The sequence below is a fragment of the Burkholderia sp. NRF60-BP8 genome, assembly GCF_001522585.2.
Classification (GTDB): domain Bacteria; phylum Pseudomonadota; class Gammaproteobacteria; order Burkholderiales; family Burkholderiaceae; genus Burkholderia.
Genome location: NZ_CP013373.1, coordinates 2,596,631 through 2,614,978 on the forward strand (window position 1 = coordinate 2,596,631; position 18,348 = coordinate 2,614,978).

Consider the following 18,348-nt stretch of genomic DNA (forward strand, 5'->3'; position numbering starts at 1 on the left):
CATATGTTTCTACAAGGCTACGGCCCGCTGATCCTCGCCGGCACCTGGCAAACCGTCAAACTGGCGGTGCTTTCGCTTGCGCTGTCGTTCCTGCTGGGGCTGCTCGGCGCCGGCGCGAAACTGTCGCGCAATCGCGTGACGAACGGCGTCGGCACCCTCTACACGACGCTGATCCGCGGCGTACCCGATCTCGTGCTGATGCTGCTGCTGTTCTACAGCCTGCAGATCTGGCTGAACATGGCGACCGACGCGCTCGGCTGGGACCAGATCGACATCGATCCGTTCCTCGCCGGCGTGCTCGTGCTCGGCTTCATCTACGGCGCGTACTTCACCGAGACGTTCCGTGGCGCGTTCCTGTCGGTGCCGCGTGGCCAGCTGGAAGCCGGCAGCGCCTACGGGATGACGAGCTGGCAGGTGTTCACGCGGATCATGTTCCCGCAGATGATGCGTTTCGCGCTGCCGGGCATCGGCAACAACTGGCAGGTGCTCGTGAAGTCGACCGCGCTCGTGTCGATCATCGGCCTGGCCGACGTCGTGAAGGCGTCGCAGGACGCCGGCAAGGGCACGCTGCGGTTCTTCTTCTTCACGCTGATCGCGGGTGCCGTCTACCTCGCCATCACGACGATCTCGAACTTCGTGCTGATGTGGCTCGAAAAGCGCTACTCGACCGGCGTCCGCAAGGCTGACCTATGATCGAACTCATCCAAGAATACTGGCGCAACTATCTCTACACCGACGGCTATCGCATCACCGGCGTCGCGATCACGCTGTGGCTGCTGGTCGTGTCGATCGGCCTCGGCTTCTGCCTGTCGGTGCCGCTCGCCGTGGCGCGCGTGTCGAAGAAGAAGTGGCTGTCGGGCGCCGTGTGGCTGTACACGTACGTGTTCCGCGGCACGCCGCTCTACGTGCAGCTGCTGCTCTGCTACACGGGCCTCTACAGCCTGCAGGTCGTGCGCGGCACGCCGATGCTCGACGCGTTCTTCCGCGACGGGATGCACTGCACGCTGCTCGCGTTCACGCTGAACACCTGCGCATACACCACCGAAATCTTCGCGGGCGCGATCAAGGCGACGTCGTACGGGGAAATCGAAGCCGCGCGCGCATACGGGATGTCCACGTTCACGATGTACCGCCGCGTGATCCTGCCGTCGGCGCTGCGCCGCGCGCTGCCGCTGTACAGCAACGAAGTGATCCTGATGCTGCACGCGACGACGGTGGCGTTCACCGCGACCGTGCCGGACATCCTGAAGATCGCGCGCGACGTGAACTCGGCGACCTACATGTCGTTCCACGCGTTCGGCATCGCCGCCCTGCTCTACCTCGTGATCTCGTTCACGCTCGTGTGGCTGTTCCGCCAGGCCGAGCGCCGCTGGCTCGCGTATCTGCGCCCGCAAGGCAAGTAAGTTTCCGCAGGAATACTGATGAACTCCCAGAATCAAAAGCTTTTCGTCGACGATCTCCACAAGCGGTACGGCGACAACGAGGTGCTCAAGGGCGTGTCGCTGAAGGCGAACTCGGGCGACGTGATCAGCGTGATCGGCTCGTCCGGTTCCGGCAAGAGCACGATGCTGCGCTGTATCAACTTCCTCGAGCAGCCGAACGCGGGCCGCATCTTCGTCGACGGCGAGGAAGTGCGCACCGCGCTCGACAAGACGGGCGCGCTGCGCGCGGCCGATTCGAAGCAGCTTCAGCGCGTGCGCACCAAGCTGTCGATGGTGTTCCAGCACTTCAACCTCTGGTCGCACATGAACGTGCTCGAGAACGTGATGGAAGCGCCGGTGAACGTGCTCGGCATCCCGAAGAAGGAAGCCGAGGACCGTGCGCGCGAATACCTCGAGAAGGTCGGCCTCGCGCCGCGCGTCGAGAAGCAGTATCCGTCGCATCTGTCCGGCGGCCAGCAGCAGCGTGTCGCGATCGCGCGGGCGCTGGCGATGCATCCTGACGTGATGCTGTTCGACGAGCCGACTTCGGCGCTCGATCCGGAACTGGTCGGCGAAGTGCTGAAGGTGATGCAGAAGCTGGCCGAGGAAGGCCGCACGATGATCGTCGTCACGCACGAGATGGGTTTCGCGCGCAACGTGTCGAATCACGTGATGTTCCTGCACCAGGGCCGCGTCGAGGAAGAAGGCGTGCCGGCCGAGGTGTTCGCCAATCCGAAGAGCGAGCGCCTGCGCGGGTTCCTGTCGGGCAGCCTCAAGTAACGCGTCCGTCACGCACGACGCCCGAACGGGCGCCCCGCGGTTCGCCGCGCGGCGCCCGTTTTGCGTTTACGCGGCGCTCACCGACGCGCCGTCGGCGAACGCGCGCAATTCGTCGCCCGCCAGCCGGTAACGCACCCATTCGCTCTGAGGCGCCGCGCCGACGCGCTCGTAGAAGCGGATCGCCGGCTCGTTCCAGTCGAGCACGCTCCATTCGAAACGCCCGCAGCCCGACTCGACCGCGATCCGCGCGAGCGCCTTCAGCAGCCGCAGCCCCGCGCCGGCGCCGCGAAAACGCGGCGATACGTACAGATCCTCCAGATACAGCCCCTGCCGCGCGAGCCACGTCGAATACGAGAAGAAATACACGGCGAAGCCGGCCGGCTCGCCGCCGACCTCGCAGATCAGTGCACGCGCCGGCGAGCCTTCGCCGAACAGGCTGCGCTCGAGCGATTCCGGCGTCGCGACGACTTCGTGTTGCGCCTTCTCGTAGACGGCCAGTTCGGTGATGAAGCGCAGGATCAGCGGCGCGTCGGCGACGGTGGCGGAACGGATATCGATTTGCACGGTGGGGAGCCCTCCTTCGGCCCGGACGGAAAACGGAATACGGCGCCGGCGCTCTCGCACTGGCGCCGGTCGGATCGACATGCTACGTTCACGGCACAACTGCAGGAAGTGCAGTCTTTTCATTCCGACCTGAACATGATGCATCCCGACCTGCGCCGCCTCGACCTGAACCTGCTGCTCGTGTTCGACGCGTTGTACCGCCACCGGTCGGTCGCGGCGGCCGCGCATGAACTCGCGCTGAGCCCGTCGGCGTTGAGCCATGCGCTCGCGCGGCTGCGCGACGCGATCGGCGATGCGCTGTTCGTGCGCCTCGGCAACGAGATGCAGCCGACCGTGCGCGCCGACGACATCGCCACGTGGGCCGGCGACGCGCTCGACGCGATGTCGAAGGGGCTCGCCCGCGCGCGCCGCTTCGATCCCGCGCAAAGCGACCGCACGTTCGTATTCGCCGCGACCGACTACACGGCGTTCGCGGTGCTGCCGGCGTTCCTGGCCCGCATCCAGCACGTCGCGCCGCACCTGCGGATCCGCGTCATCCATTCGGACCGCAAGATTTCCGTCGACGAGCTCGCGGCCGGCCGCATCGACTTCGCGCTCGGCTACCACGAGGAATCGGCGGCCGACGCGCCCGGCATCGAGGATTTCGACTGGTTCTCCGACGACTATGTCGTGATCGCGAGCGCCACGCATCCGGACATCCGTCGGCGGCTGACGCTCGACCAGTATCTGGCGGCCCGCCACGTGGTCGTCACGCCGTGGAACGAAGCGCGCGGCGTCGTCGACCACGTGCTCGACCGGCTCGGTCTCGCGCGGCAGGTGGCCGTGCAGTTGCCGACCGTGCTGGCCGCGCCGTTCGTGATCGCGGAGTCGGCGCTGCTGATGACCGTACCGAACCGCGCCGCGCAGGCGCTGCGCCACGCGGCGCCGATCCGCATCTTCCCGGCGCCGTTCGAGATCCCGCGCTACACGGTGAAGGTCTACTCGCATGCGAAGCACGCGCGCACCGATGCCCATCGCTGGATTCGCGCCCAGTTGCTCGACGCACGACCGCGCCCGGCCTAAGCGCGACGCGTTGCGCGACGGGCATTTCAGACATCGATCGACGAGGCGGCAATCGCCCGAATCATTACGAAATACTTACCAATTTCGCGACTTTCGCGCTTACGCCGGCGCCTCGGCAACGTCAATAGTGGCAATCCTTGACCCATGCCTGCGAAATCCATGTCTGCCTTGCGGGACAAGGGTTTTCCGGCAATCGAGCACCCTTGCCCCCCCTGTTGCGCAGCGTGTTGCATGGCAATTTGGCGACAGCGGTTAGTCAAACAACGATTTCCGTCGCCACAAAATTGTATTTTTGCTAAATTAGTAACCAAAGTAGCAAAACGAAGTTCGTGAAATGTAGTTTAGCTTCACGACACAACAAGGAGACCCCGCAGGCCGACCCGGCTGCGCGGGACCGCTCAACGGTTTTCCGTCTGCTTGCCCGCGTGCCGCGCTTACCGGCCCTGCACGAGGTCTCCCTGGTTATCCCGCTTTTGCCCGGCGCTCGCGCTCCGGGCATCTCGTGCAGTCTGGGTTGACTTTTTGACAGGGTATGGAGGAGATGATGAAGAAAGCTTTGGTCGCGGCCGCGCTGATGGCTGCTGGGGTGGTGACGGCGCACGCGCAGAGCAGCGTCACGCTGTATGGCCGCCTGGATGCAGGCATCGAGTACATGAACGGCCTGCAAAACGGCCACCAAGTGCGCGCGGAAAGCGGCGACTGGGGCACGAGCCTGTGGGGCTTGAAGGGTAGCGAGGACATCGGCGGCGGCAACAAGGTCCTGTTCCACCTCGAAGGCGCGTTCAACACGATGACGGGCGGCTTCAGCGGCTCGATCTGGGATCGTTTCGCGACCGTCGGTATCTCCAACGACCGTTACGGTACGCTGCTGCTGGGTCGCGAACTCGCGATCGCCAACGGCGTGTGGGACTTCGACCCGTTCGGCCAGTCGGCGTGGTCGACGGCCTCGCTGGTACGCGGCCGTAACTGGAACAAGACCAGCAACAACGTGTCGTACCAGTCGCCGTCGCTCTACGGCCTCGACTTCTACGGCCAGTTCTCGTTCTCGAACTCGACCAGCTTCAACGGCAACACGACGGCCGGCCAACCGGGCCGTGCAATGGGCGGTCAGGTCACCTACACGAACTCGCTGTTCCAGTTGCGCGGCATCTACGACGAAACGCGCGACAGCAACGGCCGCTTCTCGGACGTGTTCAACTACTCGCGTGAATACTTCGCGGGCGTGAACGTGTTCCTCGGCCAGTTCAAGGTTCAGGCGGCCTACCAGGCATCGCGCGCCGACGGCAGCGGTGGCCCGGCAGTGAACGCCGGCGTGACGGGTACGCAACAGGTGTGGGGCGGCGTGACGTGGCAAGCAACGCCGGCAGCGGCGCTGATCGCGGCCGTGTATCACGTGAACGCGAACCACGGCGGCGGCAACGCGAACATCTACACGGTCGGCGGCTCGTACAACATCTCGAAGCGCACGCTGTTCGACCTGCAGGTCGCGACGGTGCGTAACAGCTCGACGGCCAACTTCGGTCTGAACGCGAACAACGCCGGCACGGCCGTGTCGACCGGCAACCCGCATCCGGGCGGCAGCCAGACCGGCGTCTACGCCGGCATCCAGCACCTGTTCTGATCAGGCGCCGTCAAAGAACGATTCGACAACACTTTCCACGCTGCTGCGAGAGGCGCGTATCGGTGCGGTACCCAACCGGGTATCCGCACCGTTTTTTCTTGGGCGGCGGGTTCGTGCGACCCGGCGCGCGCTCGGCCGAAGCGGCCGCGCGTGACCGAACGGCGCGGACGCAGCGCTCAGACGGCCGCTTCGTTCTCTTCGCCGGTGCGAATGCGGATCACGCGCTCGACGTCCGACACGAAGATCTTGCCGTCGCCGATCTTGCCGGTACGCGCCGCACCGATCACCGCGTCGATCACCTGATCGACCTGCGCTTCCGCGACGACCACCTCGATCTTCATCTTCGGCAGGAAGTCGACGACGTATTCGGCGCCGCGATACAGCTCGGTATGGCCCTTCTGGCGACCGAAGCCCTTCACTTCCGTCACGGTCAGGCCCGTGAGCCCCACTTCGGCGAGCGCTTCGCGGACTTCGTCCAGCTTGAAAGGCTTGATGATGGCGGTAATGCGTTTCATGGTGGTTGTCCCCCAATGCTCGTTTGGATGAAAAATCGCTTTCCCGATTGTAAGCCGGCGGGCCGCATCCGGCCCAGCGCCGCTCAATCGAGCCGTTCGGTAAAGCGTGACGTGATCGGGTAGCGCCAGTCGCGCCCGAAGGCGCGATGCGTGACGCGGATGCCGATCGGCGCCTGCCGGCGCTTGTATTCGTTGATCTTGATGAGCCGCGTTACGCGCTCGACGTCGGCCCGCGCGTAGCCGGCCGCGACGATCTCGGCGAGCGGCCGGTCTTCCTCCATGTACATCCGCATGATCGCGTCGAGCACGTCGTACGGCGGCAGGCTGTCCTGGTCGGTCTGGTTCTCGCGCAGCTCGGCCGACGGCGCGCGCGTCAGGATCCGCTCGGGAATCACGTCGCGCAGCCCGTAATCGGCCGTTGCGTTGCGATAGCGGCACAGCCGGTACACGAGCGTCTTCGCGATGTCCTTGATCACCGCGAACCCGCCGGCCATGTCGCCGTACAGCGTGCAGTAGCCGACCGCCATCTCGCTCTTGTTGCCGGTCGTCAGTACGATCGAGCCGAACTTGTTCGACAGCGCCATCAGCAGCGTGCCGCGGATGCGTGCCTGGATGTTCTCCTCCGTCGCATCTTCCGCGCGGCCCGCGAACTCGCCCGCGAGCGCGGCGCGGAAGGCATCGAACATCGGCGCGATCGCGATCTCGTCGTAGCGCACGCCGACGCGCCGCGCCATTTCCGCCGCGTCCGTCGTCGAGATGTCGGCCGTGAAGCGCGACGGCATCATCACCGCGCGCACGCGCTCGGGCCCGAGCGCATCGCACGCGACGGCCAGCACCAGCGCCGAGTCGACGCCGCCCGACAGCCCGATCAGCACGCCGGGAAAGCCGTTCTTGCCGATGTAGTCGCGCACGCCGGTGACGAGCGCGCGATACACCTGCGCGTCGGTCGACAGCTCGGGCGCGATCGCGCCGGGCAGCGGCCGCGCGCCGTCGAATTCGACGATCGCGTGCCCTTCGTCGAACTGCGGCATCTTCGCGACGAGCGCACCCTGCGCGTCGAGCACGAACGACCCGCCGTCGAACACGAGTTCGTCCTGGCCGCCGACGAGGTTCACGTACACCATCGGCAGCCCGGTCTCGCGAATCCGCGCGCGCAGGATGTCGATGCGCACCGCTTCCTTGTTCATGTGATACGGCGAGCCGTTCGGGATCAGCAGCACCTGCGCGCCCGCCGCCTTCGCGATCTGCGCGGCCGACGCATGCCACGCGTCCTCGCAGATGATCACGCCGTACTTCACGCCGTTCAGCTCGAACACGAGCGGCTCGGTGTCGGTCGCGAAATAGCGTTTCTCGTCGAACACCTCGGCGTTCGGCAGATCCTGCTTGCGGTAGGTGCCGACGATCTCGCCGCCGACGATCAGCGACACCGCGTTGAAGGTGTCGGTGGGCGGCACGCCACGCTCGATCGGGCGGTTTGCATTACCATCGACGGCTGACGCGCTGTCCGCACCGCCGCCCGGACCCCTGCCCAGGCCCCTGCCCGGACCCCGCATCGGATGACCGACCAGCACCGCGAGCCCGTCGAACGCCTTCAGCGCGTCGGCGAGCGCGTCGAGCGCGGCGGCGGCGGCCGCGTAGAACGCGGGCCGCAGCAGCAGGTCTTCGGGCGGATAGCCGGACAGCACGAGTTCGGGTGCGACCATCAGCTGCGCACCATCGTTGTGCGCGGCACGCGCGGCCGCGACGATGCGCGCGACGTTGCCGGCGAAATCGCCGACGGTGACGTTGATCTGGGCGAGAGCGAGTCGGGTCTTCATGGCGGGATCGGCGCAACCCGGCGGCGCGCCTCGAGCGGCTGACGAAATCGACCCGGGCGCGGGCCATGGCGGCCCGCACCCGGCAACATCCAACGGTACGGATTCACGCTTGAAACACGAACGCATCGATTATCGCACGGGCATCCTGTCGTCCCCCGCCGAGGTGCCGGCCGACGAATGGAACGCGCTGCTCGCGCGCGACGCGCAGCCCACGCCGTTCCTGCGCCACGAATTCCTCGACGCACTGCACGTCGCGCGCTGCGCGGTGGACGACACCGGCTGGTCGCCGCACTTCGTCACGCTGACCGACGCGCGCACCGGCCGCCTCGCGGCCGCCGCCCCCGTCTACGCGAAACAGCATTCGTACGGCGAATACGTGTTCGACTGGGCGTGGGCCGACGCGTACCAGCGCAACGACCTGCCCTATTACCCGAAGCTGCTGTGCGCGGTGCCGTTCACGCCGGTGCAGGGCACGCGGCTGCTCGCGGTCGACGACGACGCGCGCCGCCGGCTCGCGGCCACGCTGCTCGCGTTCGCCGAGCAGAGCGACGTGTCGTCGCTGCACGTGCTGTTTCCGACCGGCGACGAAGCGCGGCTGCTCGAATCGATGGGGATGATGCTGCGCGAAGGCGTGCAGTTCCACTGGCTCAACGACGGCTACCGGCACTTCGACGATTTCCTCGGCACGCTCGAGCAGAAGAAGCGCAAGAACATCCGCGCGGAGCGGCGCAAGGTGCACGACGCGGGCGTGACCTTCCGGCGGCTCACCGGCGATCGAATCGCCGACGCCGACTGGCGCTTCTTCTCGCGCTGCTATCGGCAGACCTACCGCGAGCACTATTCGAGCCCGTACCTGAACCTCGACTTCTTCCGCACGATCGGCGCGACGATGCCGGAGAACCTGCTGCTCGTGATCGCGGAAGCCGACGGCCGGCCAATCGCGAGCGCGCTCGCCGTCTACCGGCGCGGCGAACACGGCGGCGGCACGCTGTACGGCCGCTACTGGGGTGCGATCGAGCACGTGCCCTGCCTGCACTTCGAAACGGCCTACTACCAGTTGCTCGAATTCTGCATCGAGGCCGGGCTCGACACGTTCGAGGGCGGCGCGCAGGGCGAACACAAGCTCGCGCGCGGTTTCCTGCCGACCGTCACGCACTCCGCGCACTGGCTCGCGCATCCGGCTTTTTCCGACGCGGTCGCGCGCTTTCTCGAACGCGAGACCGAGCATATCCACGCGTACGTCGACGAACTGCGCGAGCACGATCCGTTTCGGCGCGGCGCCCGCTAGCGTCATCCCGCGCACCGGCATGCGGCGAAGCCACGCATGGGCTCGCCGCATGCCGCACGACCGCCGCCGGCTCAGTGCGCGGCGAGCGTCACCGTCTGCGACAGCGCCTGCGGGTCGCGCGACGACGCGGCCGCCGACAGCCCGTAGCTGCCCGCGCCGACCCGCCACGCGTGCGCGCTCGCATCCCACACCGCGAAGCGCTGCGCCGGCACCGCGACGCTGACCGTGCGCGCCTCGCCCGGCTGCAGCGCGACCTTGGCCCAGCCGACGAGCCGCTTCGGCGGCTCGCCGAGCGACGCGGGCAGCGCCGCGTAGATCTGCACCGTATGCGTACCGGCGCGCGCCCCGGTATTCGTCACCGTCACGCCGACCGTCACGTTGCCGGCGGCGTCGGCCTGCGCGGACATCGCCGACAACGCATACGTCGTATACGACAGCCCGTAGCCGAACGGGAACAGCGGCTCGATCGCCTTCGCGTCGAACCAGCGATAGCCGTACGCGAGCCCTTCCGCATAAACGTTCTGCAGGTTCGACGGATCGATCGTCGGCTGCGGCAGGTCGGCCTCCTGCTTCGGGAACGTCAGCGGCAGCCGGCCCGACGGATTCGCGTCGCCGAACAGCAGGTCGGCGATCGCCTGGCCGCCTTGCGCGCCCGGATACCACACGTCCAGCACGCCATGCACGTTCGCGAGCCACGGCATCAGCACCGGGCTGCCGTTCTCGAGCACGACGATCACGCGCCTGGCCTTCGCGGCGACCGCGGCGATCAGCGCATTCTGGTCGTATTGCTGGTTGTACGGGTCCGCCTTCGCATCGGGCAGCGACAGGCTCGCGAGGTCGAGCCCTTCCGTCTGCCACTGCGTGGCGAACACGATCGCGACATCGGCCTGTGCGGCCGCGCTCGCCGCGGCATTCGCGTCGGTCCCGTCGAGATAGCTGACCGACGCGCTCGGCGCCTTCGCGCGAATTGCCGCGAGCGGCGCGGACTTGTACCAGGTCGCGCAGCCGCCGAACAGCATGCCGGCCGGTTGTTGGCAGGACGTCACCGCATTGCCGTCGATCGCCGGCACCGCCCCCGAGCCGCCGCCCGACAGCACGCCCGCGTCCGCATGGCCGCCAATCACGACGACCGACTTGAGCGCGCCGGCGGCGAGCGGCAGCACCGGCTGCGTGTCGCCCGGCGCGGCCGCGTTCTTCAGCAGCACCGCCGCTTGCCGTGCGATCGCGAGCGCATCGGCATTGCCGGCGGCTTCGTTGATCGCGCCGCCCGGCTTCGGCGGCGCGTCCATCACGCCGATGCGGATCAGCGTGCGCAGCTTGCGCTGCACCATGTCGTTCAGCCGCGCGACCGACACGCTGCCGGCCTGCAGCGCCGCGCGCAGCTTCGAATTGAAGTACGAGCCGAGCGGCGCGTTGCCGTCGTCGGCCGCGCCCGGCTGTTCCTCGTCCAGCCCGGCCTGCACGGCCGCGACCGTCGAGTGCGTCGCGCCCCAGTCGGACTGCACGACGCCCTTGAAACCCCACTCGTTCTTCAGCACCGTCGTCAGCAAATACGGGTTCTCGCACGCATATACGCCGTTCAGCTTGTTGTACGAGCACATCACGTTGCCCGGCTGGCCGTCCTTCACGCCGATCTCGAACGCGAGCAGTTCCGCCTCGCGCATGGTTCGCTCGTCGACGACCGAATCGACCGTCATCCGGTTGGTTTCCTGGTCGTTGAACGCGAAATGCTTGATCGTCGCGACCACCTTCTGCGCCTGCGTGGCCTGCGTGCGCGCGGCGCTCAGCGTGCCCGCGAGCACCGGGTCCTCGCCCATGTATTCGAAGGTGCGGCCGTTGCGCGGCTCGCGCGCGAGGTTCACGCCCCCGCCGAGCCCCTCCGCGAAACCGAGCGCACGCAGCTCGAGCGCGATGCGCGTGCCGTAGGCGCCCGCGAGCGCCGGGTCCCACGTCGCCGCAAGCGCGACCGGCGCGGGCAGCGCGGTGACGCGTGCGTTCTTCACGTTCACGCCGCCCGCCGAATCGGCGCTGCTGACCGCCGGAATGCCGAGCCGCGGCACGCCCGGGATGTAGCTCGCGCCATTCAGCGCATCGGCCGGAAACGGGCCGCCCAGGCCGAGCGCCGGCATGCCGGTGCCATGCACGAGCTGCAGCTTTTCGTCGGTCGTCAGTTGCGCGACGAGGGCCGCCGCGCGCTGGTCGGCTGCCGCGTCGGGGTCGGCCGGGGCGTGAATGTCGTCGCCGCCGCACGATGCGAGCAACACCGTGAGCGCGCATGCGCACGCAATCGTCGAATACCGGAACAGCGAAGTTTTCATTGATCCTCCAGAATCGTTCTGTTAGTACTTGTCGTCTCACTCCAGCGTCCAAGTCTAAAAATCGACCGGTCACCACGCTTGACCGGCAGGAGCATGCGTTGACCTCTCGCAGCGGGGACAAACCCGAACGGCATGACGACAGGGAGACAGACATGGAGTTGCAACAGAAATCGGTATCCGTCCGGATCTACCGCTGGCTGTGCGAAGACGCGCGTGCGAACGGCATCGATCCCGCACCGCTTTACGAAACGCTCGGCATCGGGCCGGCCGAGCTCGCCGACGACACGCGCCGCATCGCGGGCGACCGGCACGTGGCCGCGATGCAACTGACGAGTGGCTGGCCGTTGTCGTGGCATCGCCCGCCGCCGCAGGTCGTGCCGTGGCTCGTGCCGTTTCCCGAACTCGCGGGCATCACGTGCAATGCCGCGACGCTGCGCGACGCGCTGCACGGCTACCTGCACTATCGCGACCTGATCGGCAACGTCGACTGGGTGTTCGCGCACGAGAACGGCGACGCGATCGCGCTCGAGTACGTGAACGAAGGCGACGGCCGGCACGCGGGTAGCGCGTTCGCGAATCTCGCGATCCTCGCGGCGCTCGCGCGCCTGTACGATCCGCACGTGCACGTCGACGACGCCGCATTCGCCGGCCGCGCGTTCGCGCCCGTTGCCGTGCTGCGCGACACGCTCGGCGCGCCGGTGTCGTTCGATGCCGCGCACAACCGCATCGTGCTGCGCTCCGCGCGCTTCGACACGCCGTTCGAGCGCTACAACGCGCCGCTCGCCGGCATCCAGCGTCATGCGGCCGACGCCGCACGCGAGCGCGTGCGCGCACGTTCGACGTTCGGCTCGTCGGTCGAGCAATGCGTGCGCGACTGGCTGCGCACGTCCGACGACACCGACGTGCCGACCGATACGCTGATGCAGCACGTATGCACGCGCTTCGCGATGTCGCGCTGGACGTTGCGCCGGCGCCTGCATCGCGAAGCGGTCGGTTTCCACGCGCTCGTCGCTCGGGCGCGGCTCGGCGAGGCACGCGACCTGCTGCTCAACACGCGGTTGCCGATCGGCGAGATCGGCGTGCGCGTCGGCTTCCGTTCGACGAGCGCGTTCACGCGCTTCTTCACGCGCGAACTCGGTGCGGCGCCGAGCCGCTTTCGCGACGGGCATGGCGACCGGTGGCGTTGACGCGCATTTTTTCTGAGACACTGGCGGCTTCGCATCCCGCCGCCCTGCCATGTCCTGGTTTCTGTATCTGATCGAATGCGCCGACGACAGCGTCTACACGGGCATCACGACCGATGTCGCCGCGCGCTTCGACGAACACGCGTCCGGCAAGGGCGCGCGCTACACGCGCTCGCGCAAGCCGCGCGCGGTGCTCGCGTCGTTTCCGCTGCCCGACCGGTCGAGCGCGTCGCGCGCCGAATACTGGGTGAAGCGGCTCACGCCCGCGAAAAAGCGCGAGCTGGCGGCCGGTTTGCGGACGCTGGAATCGGTGTTGCCGGCGGCGATCACGCTCGACGAAAGCCGCGACACGGCCGGGACGAACGCGATGGCGCGCGGGCGGAAGAAAAAGGCGGAAAACGTCGACGATGCGGAGAAGACAGTTGCAACGGAGGCGGCCACCGCGAAAAAGGCGAAGACCGGGAAACGTGCCGGATCCGCAACGGCCGCGAAGCCTGCGAAGGGCAAACAAGCGTCGAAGTCGACGAAGGCAAATAAAGCCGCGCCGGACGCGAAACATGCAAAAACCGACGGTGATGCCGCCGCAAAAAAGACCGCGTCGCGTGGCACACCGGTAAAAAAGGCACGCTCGCCCTCCTCCACGCAGTCGAAAAGAAGGGCCCCGGCTGCCGCCGCAGCGGCCGCGAACGTACGCGAAGACGCCGCTTCCGCACCGGGCCGGCGCCGACCGGCGGCCACGAAAGCCGCCGCGGCGATCGCTCCGGCCGTTGCCCCGCCCCGCGCGAAACGCGCGAAGCCGGCACCGGCCACCCCGCTGCCGCCCGTCTCCCCGTCCGCCCGCCGGAAAACCGCGCGCGCAAAACAAAACCGCGCGGCCTCCTGAGGAGACACGCGCGGTTCGCGTTGCGCACGAGCCGGCCGTCGGCCGGCACGCCGCTTACTTCTTGTAGTTCGCGGCGCCGTCGGTGATTTCCTTGTGCGCGGCTTCGATGCCGGCCCAGCCTTCGACCTTCACCCACTTGCCCTTCTCGAGCGCCTTGTATTGCTCGAAGAAGTGCTTGATCTGGTCCTTCAGGTACTCGGGCACGTCGTCGATCGTCTTCAGGTTCGCCGTCATCGGGCAGATCTTGTCGTGCGGCACTGCGATCAGCTTCGCGTCGACGCCCGATTCGTCCGTCATCTGCAGCATGCCGAGCACGCGCGAACGCACGATCGAACCGGCCAGCAGCGGGAACGGCGTGATCACCAGCACGTCGACCGGATCGCCGTCGCCCGACAGCGTCTGCGGGATGTAGCCGTAGTTCACCGGGTAGCGCATGCCCGTGCCGATGAAGCGGTCGACGACGAGAAGGCCCAGTTCCTTGTCCGCCTCGTACTTCACCGGATCGCTTTGCGCGGGAATCTCGATGATCACGTTGAAATCTTGCGGCAGGTCCTTGCCGGCCGGAACATGATTGAAGCTCATGAGCACTCTCTGTAGGTCGATGGGAATTCGGGACAGGGCGCCTCGGCCGATGCACCGCCGCGGGCGTCCCCCAAAAGGAATGCGCCATTATAGCCAATCGACCGGTGGCGTCCGGATGACGATCGGCGCGATAATCGTTCCGGATGTCCGGCCGTCGAACCGGCGGCGGCGTTGCACGTCGACCGCAAAGCACGGGATCCGGGCAAGCGCCAACGCGCCAGCTTGGGTCGACCGCGTTGCATGGGACCCAAGCAAGCGCTGAAGCGCTAACTTGGATCGACCGCGTTGCATGGGACCCAAGCAAGCGCTGAAGCGCTAACTTGGGTCGACCGCGTTGCATGGGACCCAAGTAAGCGCTAAAGCGCTAACTTGGGTCGACAGGAGCAGGCATGGAAGAGGCGAAGCACTTCATCGCGGGCGAATGGACGTTGCCCGCGCAACTGGAAACCATCGCGGTCGTCGATCCGTCCGACGGCCAGCCGTTCGCGACGATCGCGCGCGGCACGGCGCCCGACGTCGAACGCGCGGTCGCCGCGGCCCGCGACGCATTCGCAGGCCCGTGGGGCGCCGCGAGCGCCGCCGAACGCGGCCGCGTGCTGATGCGGCTGTCGGCTCGCGTGGCCGACCATCTCGAGGAACTCGCCGCGATCGAGGCGCGCGACACCGGCAAGCCGCTCAAGCAGGCGCGCGCCGATGCCGCCGCGCTCGCGCGCTACTTCGAGTTCTACGCGGGCGCCGCCGACAAGCTGCACGGTGCAACCCTCCCCTATCAGGCCGGCTACACGGTGCTGACGGTGCGCGAGCCGCACGGCGTCACGGGCCATATCGTGCCGTGGAACTACCCGATGCAGATCTTCGGGCGCAGCGTCGGCGCGGCGCTCGCGGCCGGCAACGCCTGCGTGGTCAAGCCGGCCGAGGACGCGTGCCTGTCCGTGCTGCGCGTCGCCGAGCTGGCCGCCGAAGCCGGGCTGCCGGCCGGCGCGCTCAACGTCGTCACCGGCTACGGCCATGAAGCGGGCGCCGCGCTCGCTCGCCATCCGGGCATCGACCACATCTCGTTTACGGGATCCCCGGCCACCGGCAAGCTGGTCACGCAGATGGCGGCCGAGAACCACGTGCCGGTCACGCTCGAACTCGGCGGCAAGTCGCCGCAGATCGTGTTCGCCGATGCCGATCTCGACGCGGCGCTGCCCGTACTCGTGTCCGCGATCGTGCAGAACGGCGGGCAGACCTGCTCGGCCGGCAGCCGCGTGCTGATCGAGCGCGCGGTATACGAGCCGCTCGTCGAGCGCCTCGCCACCGCGTTCAACGGGCTGCGCGTCGGCCCGAGCCGCGCCGATCTCGACTGCGGCCCGCTGATCAACGCGAAGCAGCAGCAACGCGTGTGGGATTTCCTGTCCGACGCGCAGCACGACGGCATTCCGATGGCCGCGCACGGGCAGGTCGTCGCCGACGCGCCCGAAAGCGGCTTCTACCAGGCGCCCGCGCTGTTGCGCGACGTGCCGCCGGCGCATCGGCTCGCGCAGGAGGAAGTGTTCGGCCCCGTGCTCGCGGCGATGCGTTTCGTCGACGAGGACGAAGCCGTCGCGCTCGCGAACGGCACGCCGTACGGCCTCGTCGCGGGCATCTGGACACGCGACGGCGCACGCCAGATGCGGCTCGCGCGGCGCCTGCGCGCGGGCCAGGTGTTCATCAACAACTATGGCGCGGGCGGCGGCGTCGAGTTGCCGTTCGGCGGCGTCGGCCATTCGGGCCACGGCCGCGAGAAAGGCTTCGAGGCGCTTTACGGCTTCACCGCGCTCAAGACGATCGCGATCCGGCACGGCTGAACGCACGGCGCGCGACAGTCGGCAGGCAACGCCCGGGCGCCTGCCGACGCACGACGACTCTCATGACCGGCACAGCCGTGATTCGAACTCGATGGCTCGCATGAGACACACGCTGTGCCATGGCCGCCAACCGGTCAGGCAGCCCGCCTCACAGCGGGCCACAACTGAAGTTCGAAGCAAATCGAAGATATGAGGAGACACACCATGCGGTTGAGCGGCAAGACGGCCATCGTCACGGGCGGCGGCTCGGGGTTCGGCGAAGGCATCGCGAAGACGTATGCGCGCGAAGGCGCGAACGTCGTCGTCAACGACCTGAACGGCGCGGCGGCCGAGCGCGTCGCGAGCGAGATCGCGCTCGCGGGCGGCAAGGCGATCGCGGTGGCCGGCGACGTATCGAAAGAGGACGACTGGCGCGCGCTGCTGCAGGCGGCGCTCGACGATTTCCATGCGGTGCAGATCGTCGTGAACAACGCCGGCACCACGCACCGCAACAAGCCCGTGCTCGACGTGACGGAAGCCGAATTCGACCGCGTGTACGCGGTCAACATGAAGAGCCTGTTCTGGTGCGTGCAGACCTTCGTGCCGTACTTCCGCGCCCAGGGCGGCGGCGTGTTCGTGAACGTCGCGTCGACGGCCGGCGTGCGGCCGCGCCCGGGCCTCGTCTGGTACAACAGCACGAAGGGCGCGATGATCACCGCGAGCAAGTCGCTCGCGGCCGAGCTCGGCGCCGACCGCATCCGCGTGAACTGCATCAACCCGGTACTCGGCGAAACCGCGTTGATGACCGAGTTCATGGGCTGCGAGGACACCCCGGAAAATCGCCGCCGCTTCCTCGCGACGATCCCGCTCGGCCGCTTCTCGACGCCGCAGGACATCGCGAACGCCGCGCTGTACCTCGCGTCCGACGAGGCCGAATTCATCACCGGCGTCTGCCTCGAAGTCGACGGCGGGCGCTGCATCTAGCCGTACCGGGCATCACGATCATTCTCTTGCTTCGCACGAAACCGGCTCGGACGCACCGCTGCGTCTGCTCCGGCCAACGACAACGACAGTGGCGCACGGGATCCGGACAATCGCTCGAGCGCCCACCCTGATCGACAGGAGACAACATGGCAACATCGACGCAGTCGCTGCCGGGCTCGTCCGGCGCATTCGAGGAAGCAACCTACCGCAAGGTGTCGTGGCGACTCGTGCCGCTCCTGCTGCTGTGCTACGTGGTCGCGTATCTCGACCGCGTGAACGTCGGGTTCGCGAAGCTGCAGATGGCGAGCGACCTGAACCTGAGCGATACCGTGTACGGGCTCGGCGCCGGGATCTTCTTCTTCGGCTATTTCCTGTTCGAGGTGCCGAGCAACATCATCCTGCACCGCGTGGGCGCACGCGTCTGGATCGCCCGCATCATGGCGACGTGGGGCGTGATCTCGATCCTGACGATGTTCGTCACGACGCCCGCGATGTTCTACGTGATGCGCTTTCTGCTCGGCGTCGCCGAAGCGGGCTTCTTTCCCGGCGTGATCCTCTACCTCACCTACTGGTATCCCGCGCACCGGCGCGGCCGGATGACGACGTTCTTCATGACGGCCGTCGCGCTGTCCGGCGTGATCGGCGGGCCGATCTCGGGCTTCATCCTGAAGGCGTTCGACGGCGTGAGCGGCTGGCACGGCTGGCAATGGCTGTTCCTGCTCGAAGGCATTCCGTCGGTGCTCGCCGGCGTGCTCGTGTTCTTCACGCTCGACGAGCGGATCGCGAAGGCGACCTGGCTGACCGATGAAGAAAAGGCGCTGCTCGCCCGCAACGTCGACGCCGAGGAAGCCACCAAGGAAGACCTGCCGCTCGGCGCGGTGATGTCGAGCCCGCGCGTGTGGCTGATGGCGCTGATCTACTTCTCGTTCGTGATGGGGCTCTACGGCGTCGGCTTCTGGCTGCCGACGATCATCAAGGCGACGGGCGTGACCGATACGATCGTGATCGGCCTGCTGTCGGCGATTCCGTATGCGGCCGCGGTGGTCGCGATGATCCTGATCGCGCGCAGCGCGGACAAGCGCCGCGAACGCCGCTGGCACCTCGCGATTCCGGCCGCGATCGGCGCGCTCGGCCTCGTGCTGTCGGTGATCTGGGCGCACCAGACTGCGCTCGCGATGCTCGGCCTCACGCTCGCGACGATCGGCATCCTGACGACGCTGCCGCTGTTCTGGAGCCTGCCGACCGCGTTCCTCGGCGGCACGGCCGCCGCGGCCGGCATCGCGATGATCAACTCGATCGGCAACCTCGCCGGCTTCCTGAGCCCGTACCTGATGGGCTGGCTCAAGCAGGCGACGGGCGCCAACGATGCGGGCATGTACATGCTGGCCGGGTTCCTCGTGCTCGGCGGGCTGCTCGCGCTGTCGGTGCCGAAGCGGCTCGTCGACAAGTGACGCGCGGCGCGTAAAGGCGCGCCGGACGTACCGAGCATCAAGCGCCCAAGCATCGAACACGCCGGTCGAC

General features: G+C 67.5%; 16 protein-coding genes. 11 read left to right on the top strand and 5 right to left on the bottom strand.

Features of this window, described 5'->3' with window-relative positions; translation table 11 throughout:
- The first annotated feature begins 3 nt into the window (after positions 1 to 3).
- The 3 genes from WS54_RS25575 to WS54_RS25585 are packed head-to-tail and all read left to right on the top strand — an operon-like array spanning position 4 to position 2,201.
- The gene (locus WS54_RS25575) at positions 4 to 693 is read left to right on the top strand and encodes an ABC transporter permease (protein ID WP_059782328.1); all 690 of its coding nucleotides are present in this window, start codon (positions 4 to 6) and stop codon (positions 691 to 693) included.
- Positions 690 to 1,403: an ABC transporter permease gene (locus tag WS54_RS25580; protein ID WP_034208097.1), complete on the top strand. Its 714-nt coding sequence runs from the start codon at positions 690 to 692 to the stop codon at positions 1,401 to 1,403. The genes WS54_RS25575 and WS54_RS25580 overlap by 4 nt, the downstream gene beginning before the upstream one ends.
- An 18-nt stretch (positions 1,404 to 1,421) precedes the next feature.
- Positions 1,422 to 2,201 (top strand): ABC transporter ATP-binding protein, encoded by a 780-nt coding sequence (locus tag WS54_RS25585; protein WP_034208098.1) that lies wholly within the window; start codon positions 1,422 to 1,424, stop codon positions 2,199 to 2,201.
- A 66-nt stretch (positions 2,202 to 2,267) separates the two neighbouring features.
- Here the strand turns inward: WS54_RS25585 and WS54_RS25590 are convergent, their stop codons facing one another.
- A complete protein-coding gene (locus WS54_RS25590) occupies positions 2,268 to 2,765 on the bottom strand; it encodes a GNAT family N-acetyltransferase (protein WP_059782326.1) in 498 nt (165 codons plus the stop codon).
- 135 nt (positions 2,766 to 2,900) lie between these two features.
- Here WS54_RS25590 and WS54_RS25595 point away from each other — a divergent pair, with 135 nt between their 5' ends.
- Together WS54_RS25595 and WS54_RS25600 are read left to right on the top strand one after the other, a co-directional pair.
- Positions 2,901 to 3,827 (top strand): LysR family transcriptional regulator, encoded by a 927-nt coding sequence (locus tag WS54_RS25595; RefSeq protein WP_034208100.1) that lies wholly within the window; start codon positions 2,901 to 2,903, stop codon positions 3,825 to 3,827.
- A gap of 541 nt (positions 3,828 to 4,368) precedes the next feature.
- Positions 4,369 to 5,448, top strand: coding sequence for a porin (locus WS54_RS25600; protein WP_034208101.1), 1,080 nt, complete (start codon positions 4,369 to 4,371; stop codon positions 5,446 to 5,448).
- A gap of 176 nt (positions 5,449 to 5,624) precedes the next feature.
- On the opposite strand, the gene WS54_RS25605 is transcribed toward WS54_RS25600, so the two are convergent.
- Both WS54_RS25605 and WS54_RS25610 read right to left on the bottom strand, forming a co-directional pair.
- A complete protein-coding gene (locus WS54_RS25605; RefSeq protein ID WP_006398637.1) occupies positions 5,625 to 5,963 on the bottom strand; it encodes a P-II family nitrogen regulator in 339 nt (112 codons plus the stop codon).
- A gap of 83 nt (positions 5,964 to 6,046) precedes the next feature.
- The gene (locus WS54_RS25610; RefSeq protein WP_059782325.1) at positions 6,047 to 7,780 is read right to left on the bottom strand and encodes an NAD+ synthase; all 1,734 of its coding nucleotides are present in this window, start codon (positions 7,778 to 7,780) and stop codon (positions 6,047 to 6,049) included.
- Between the two features lie 109 nt (positions 7,781 to 7,889).
- Here WS54_RS25610 and WS54_RS25615 point away from each other — a divergent pair, with 109 nt between their 5' ends.
- On the top strand, positions 7,890 to 9,068 hold the full coding sequence (locus tag WS54_RS25615; protein WP_059782323.1) for a GNAT family N-acetyltransferase: 1,179 nt from the start codon (positions 7,890 to 7,892) through the stop codon (positions 9,066 to 9,068).
- 71 nt (positions 9,069 to 9,139) lie between these two features.
- Here WS54_RS25615 and WS54_RS25620 read toward each other — a convergent pair whose 3' ends face one another.
- Positions 9,140 to 11,386 carry a glycoside hydrolase family 3 C-terminal domain-containing protein gene (locus WS54_RS25620; RefSeq protein WP_059782321.1) on the bottom strand — a complete coding sequence of 749 codons (2,247 nt, stop codon included), beginning with the start codon at positions 11,384 to 11,386 and terminating at the stop codon, positions 9,140 to 9,142.
- Positions 11,387 to 11,538: 152 nt separating this feature from the next.
- Here WS54_RS25620 and WS54_RS25625 point away from each other — a divergent pair, with 152 nt between their 5' ends.
- Entirely contained in the window at positions 11,539 to 12,573 is a 1,035-nt protein-coding gene (locus WS54_RS25625; protein ID WP_059782318.1) for a helix-turn-helix transcriptional regulator, read from the top strand.
- A 49-nt stretch (positions 12,574 to 12,622) separates the two neighbouring features.
- On the top strand, positions 12,623 to 13,453 hold the full coding sequence (locus WS54_RS25630; protein ID WP_059782316.1) for a GIY-YIG nuclease family protein: 831 nt from the start codon (positions 12,623 to 12,625) through the stop codon (positions 13,451 to 13,453).
- Positions 13,454 to 13,507: 54 nt separating this feature from the next.
- On the opposite strand, the gene ppa is transcribed toward WS54_RS25630, so the two are convergent.
- Entirely contained in the window at positions 13,508 to 14,035 is a 528-nt protein-coding gene (gene ppa / locus WS54_RS25635; protein WP_034208107.1) for an inorganic diphosphatase, read from the bottom strand.
- A gap of 389 nt (positions 14,036 to 14,424) precedes the next feature.
- On the opposite strand from ppa, the gene WS54_RS25640 reads away from it, so the two are divergent.
- The 3 genes from WS54_RS25640 to WS54_RS25650 all read left to right on the top strand — a co-directional run bounded on the left by WS54_RS25640 (position 14,425) and on the right by WS54_RS25650 (position 18,278).
- Positions 14,425 to 15,864 carry an aldehyde dehydrogenase family protein gene (locus WS54_RS25640; protein WP_059782315.1) on the top strand — a complete coding sequence of 480 codons (1,440 nt, stop codon included), beginning with the start codon at positions 14,425 to 14,427 and terminating at the stop codon, positions 15,862 to 15,864.
- Positions 15,865 to 16,068: 204 nt separating this feature from the next.
- Positions 16,069 to 16,827, top strand: a complete 759-nt coding sequence (locus WS54_RS25645) for an SDR family oxidoreductase (RefSeq protein WP_034208109.1) — start codon at positions 16,069 to 16,071, stop codon at positions 16,825 to 16,827.
- A 146-nt stretch (positions 16,828 to 16,973) separates the two neighbouring features.
- On the top strand, positions 16,974 to 18,278 hold the full coding sequence (locus WS54_RS25650) for an MFS transporter (protein WP_034208110.1): 1,305 nt from the start codon (positions 16,974 to 16,976) through the stop codon (positions 18,276 to 18,278).
- Positions 18,279 to 18,348 lie beyond the last annotated feature (70 nt).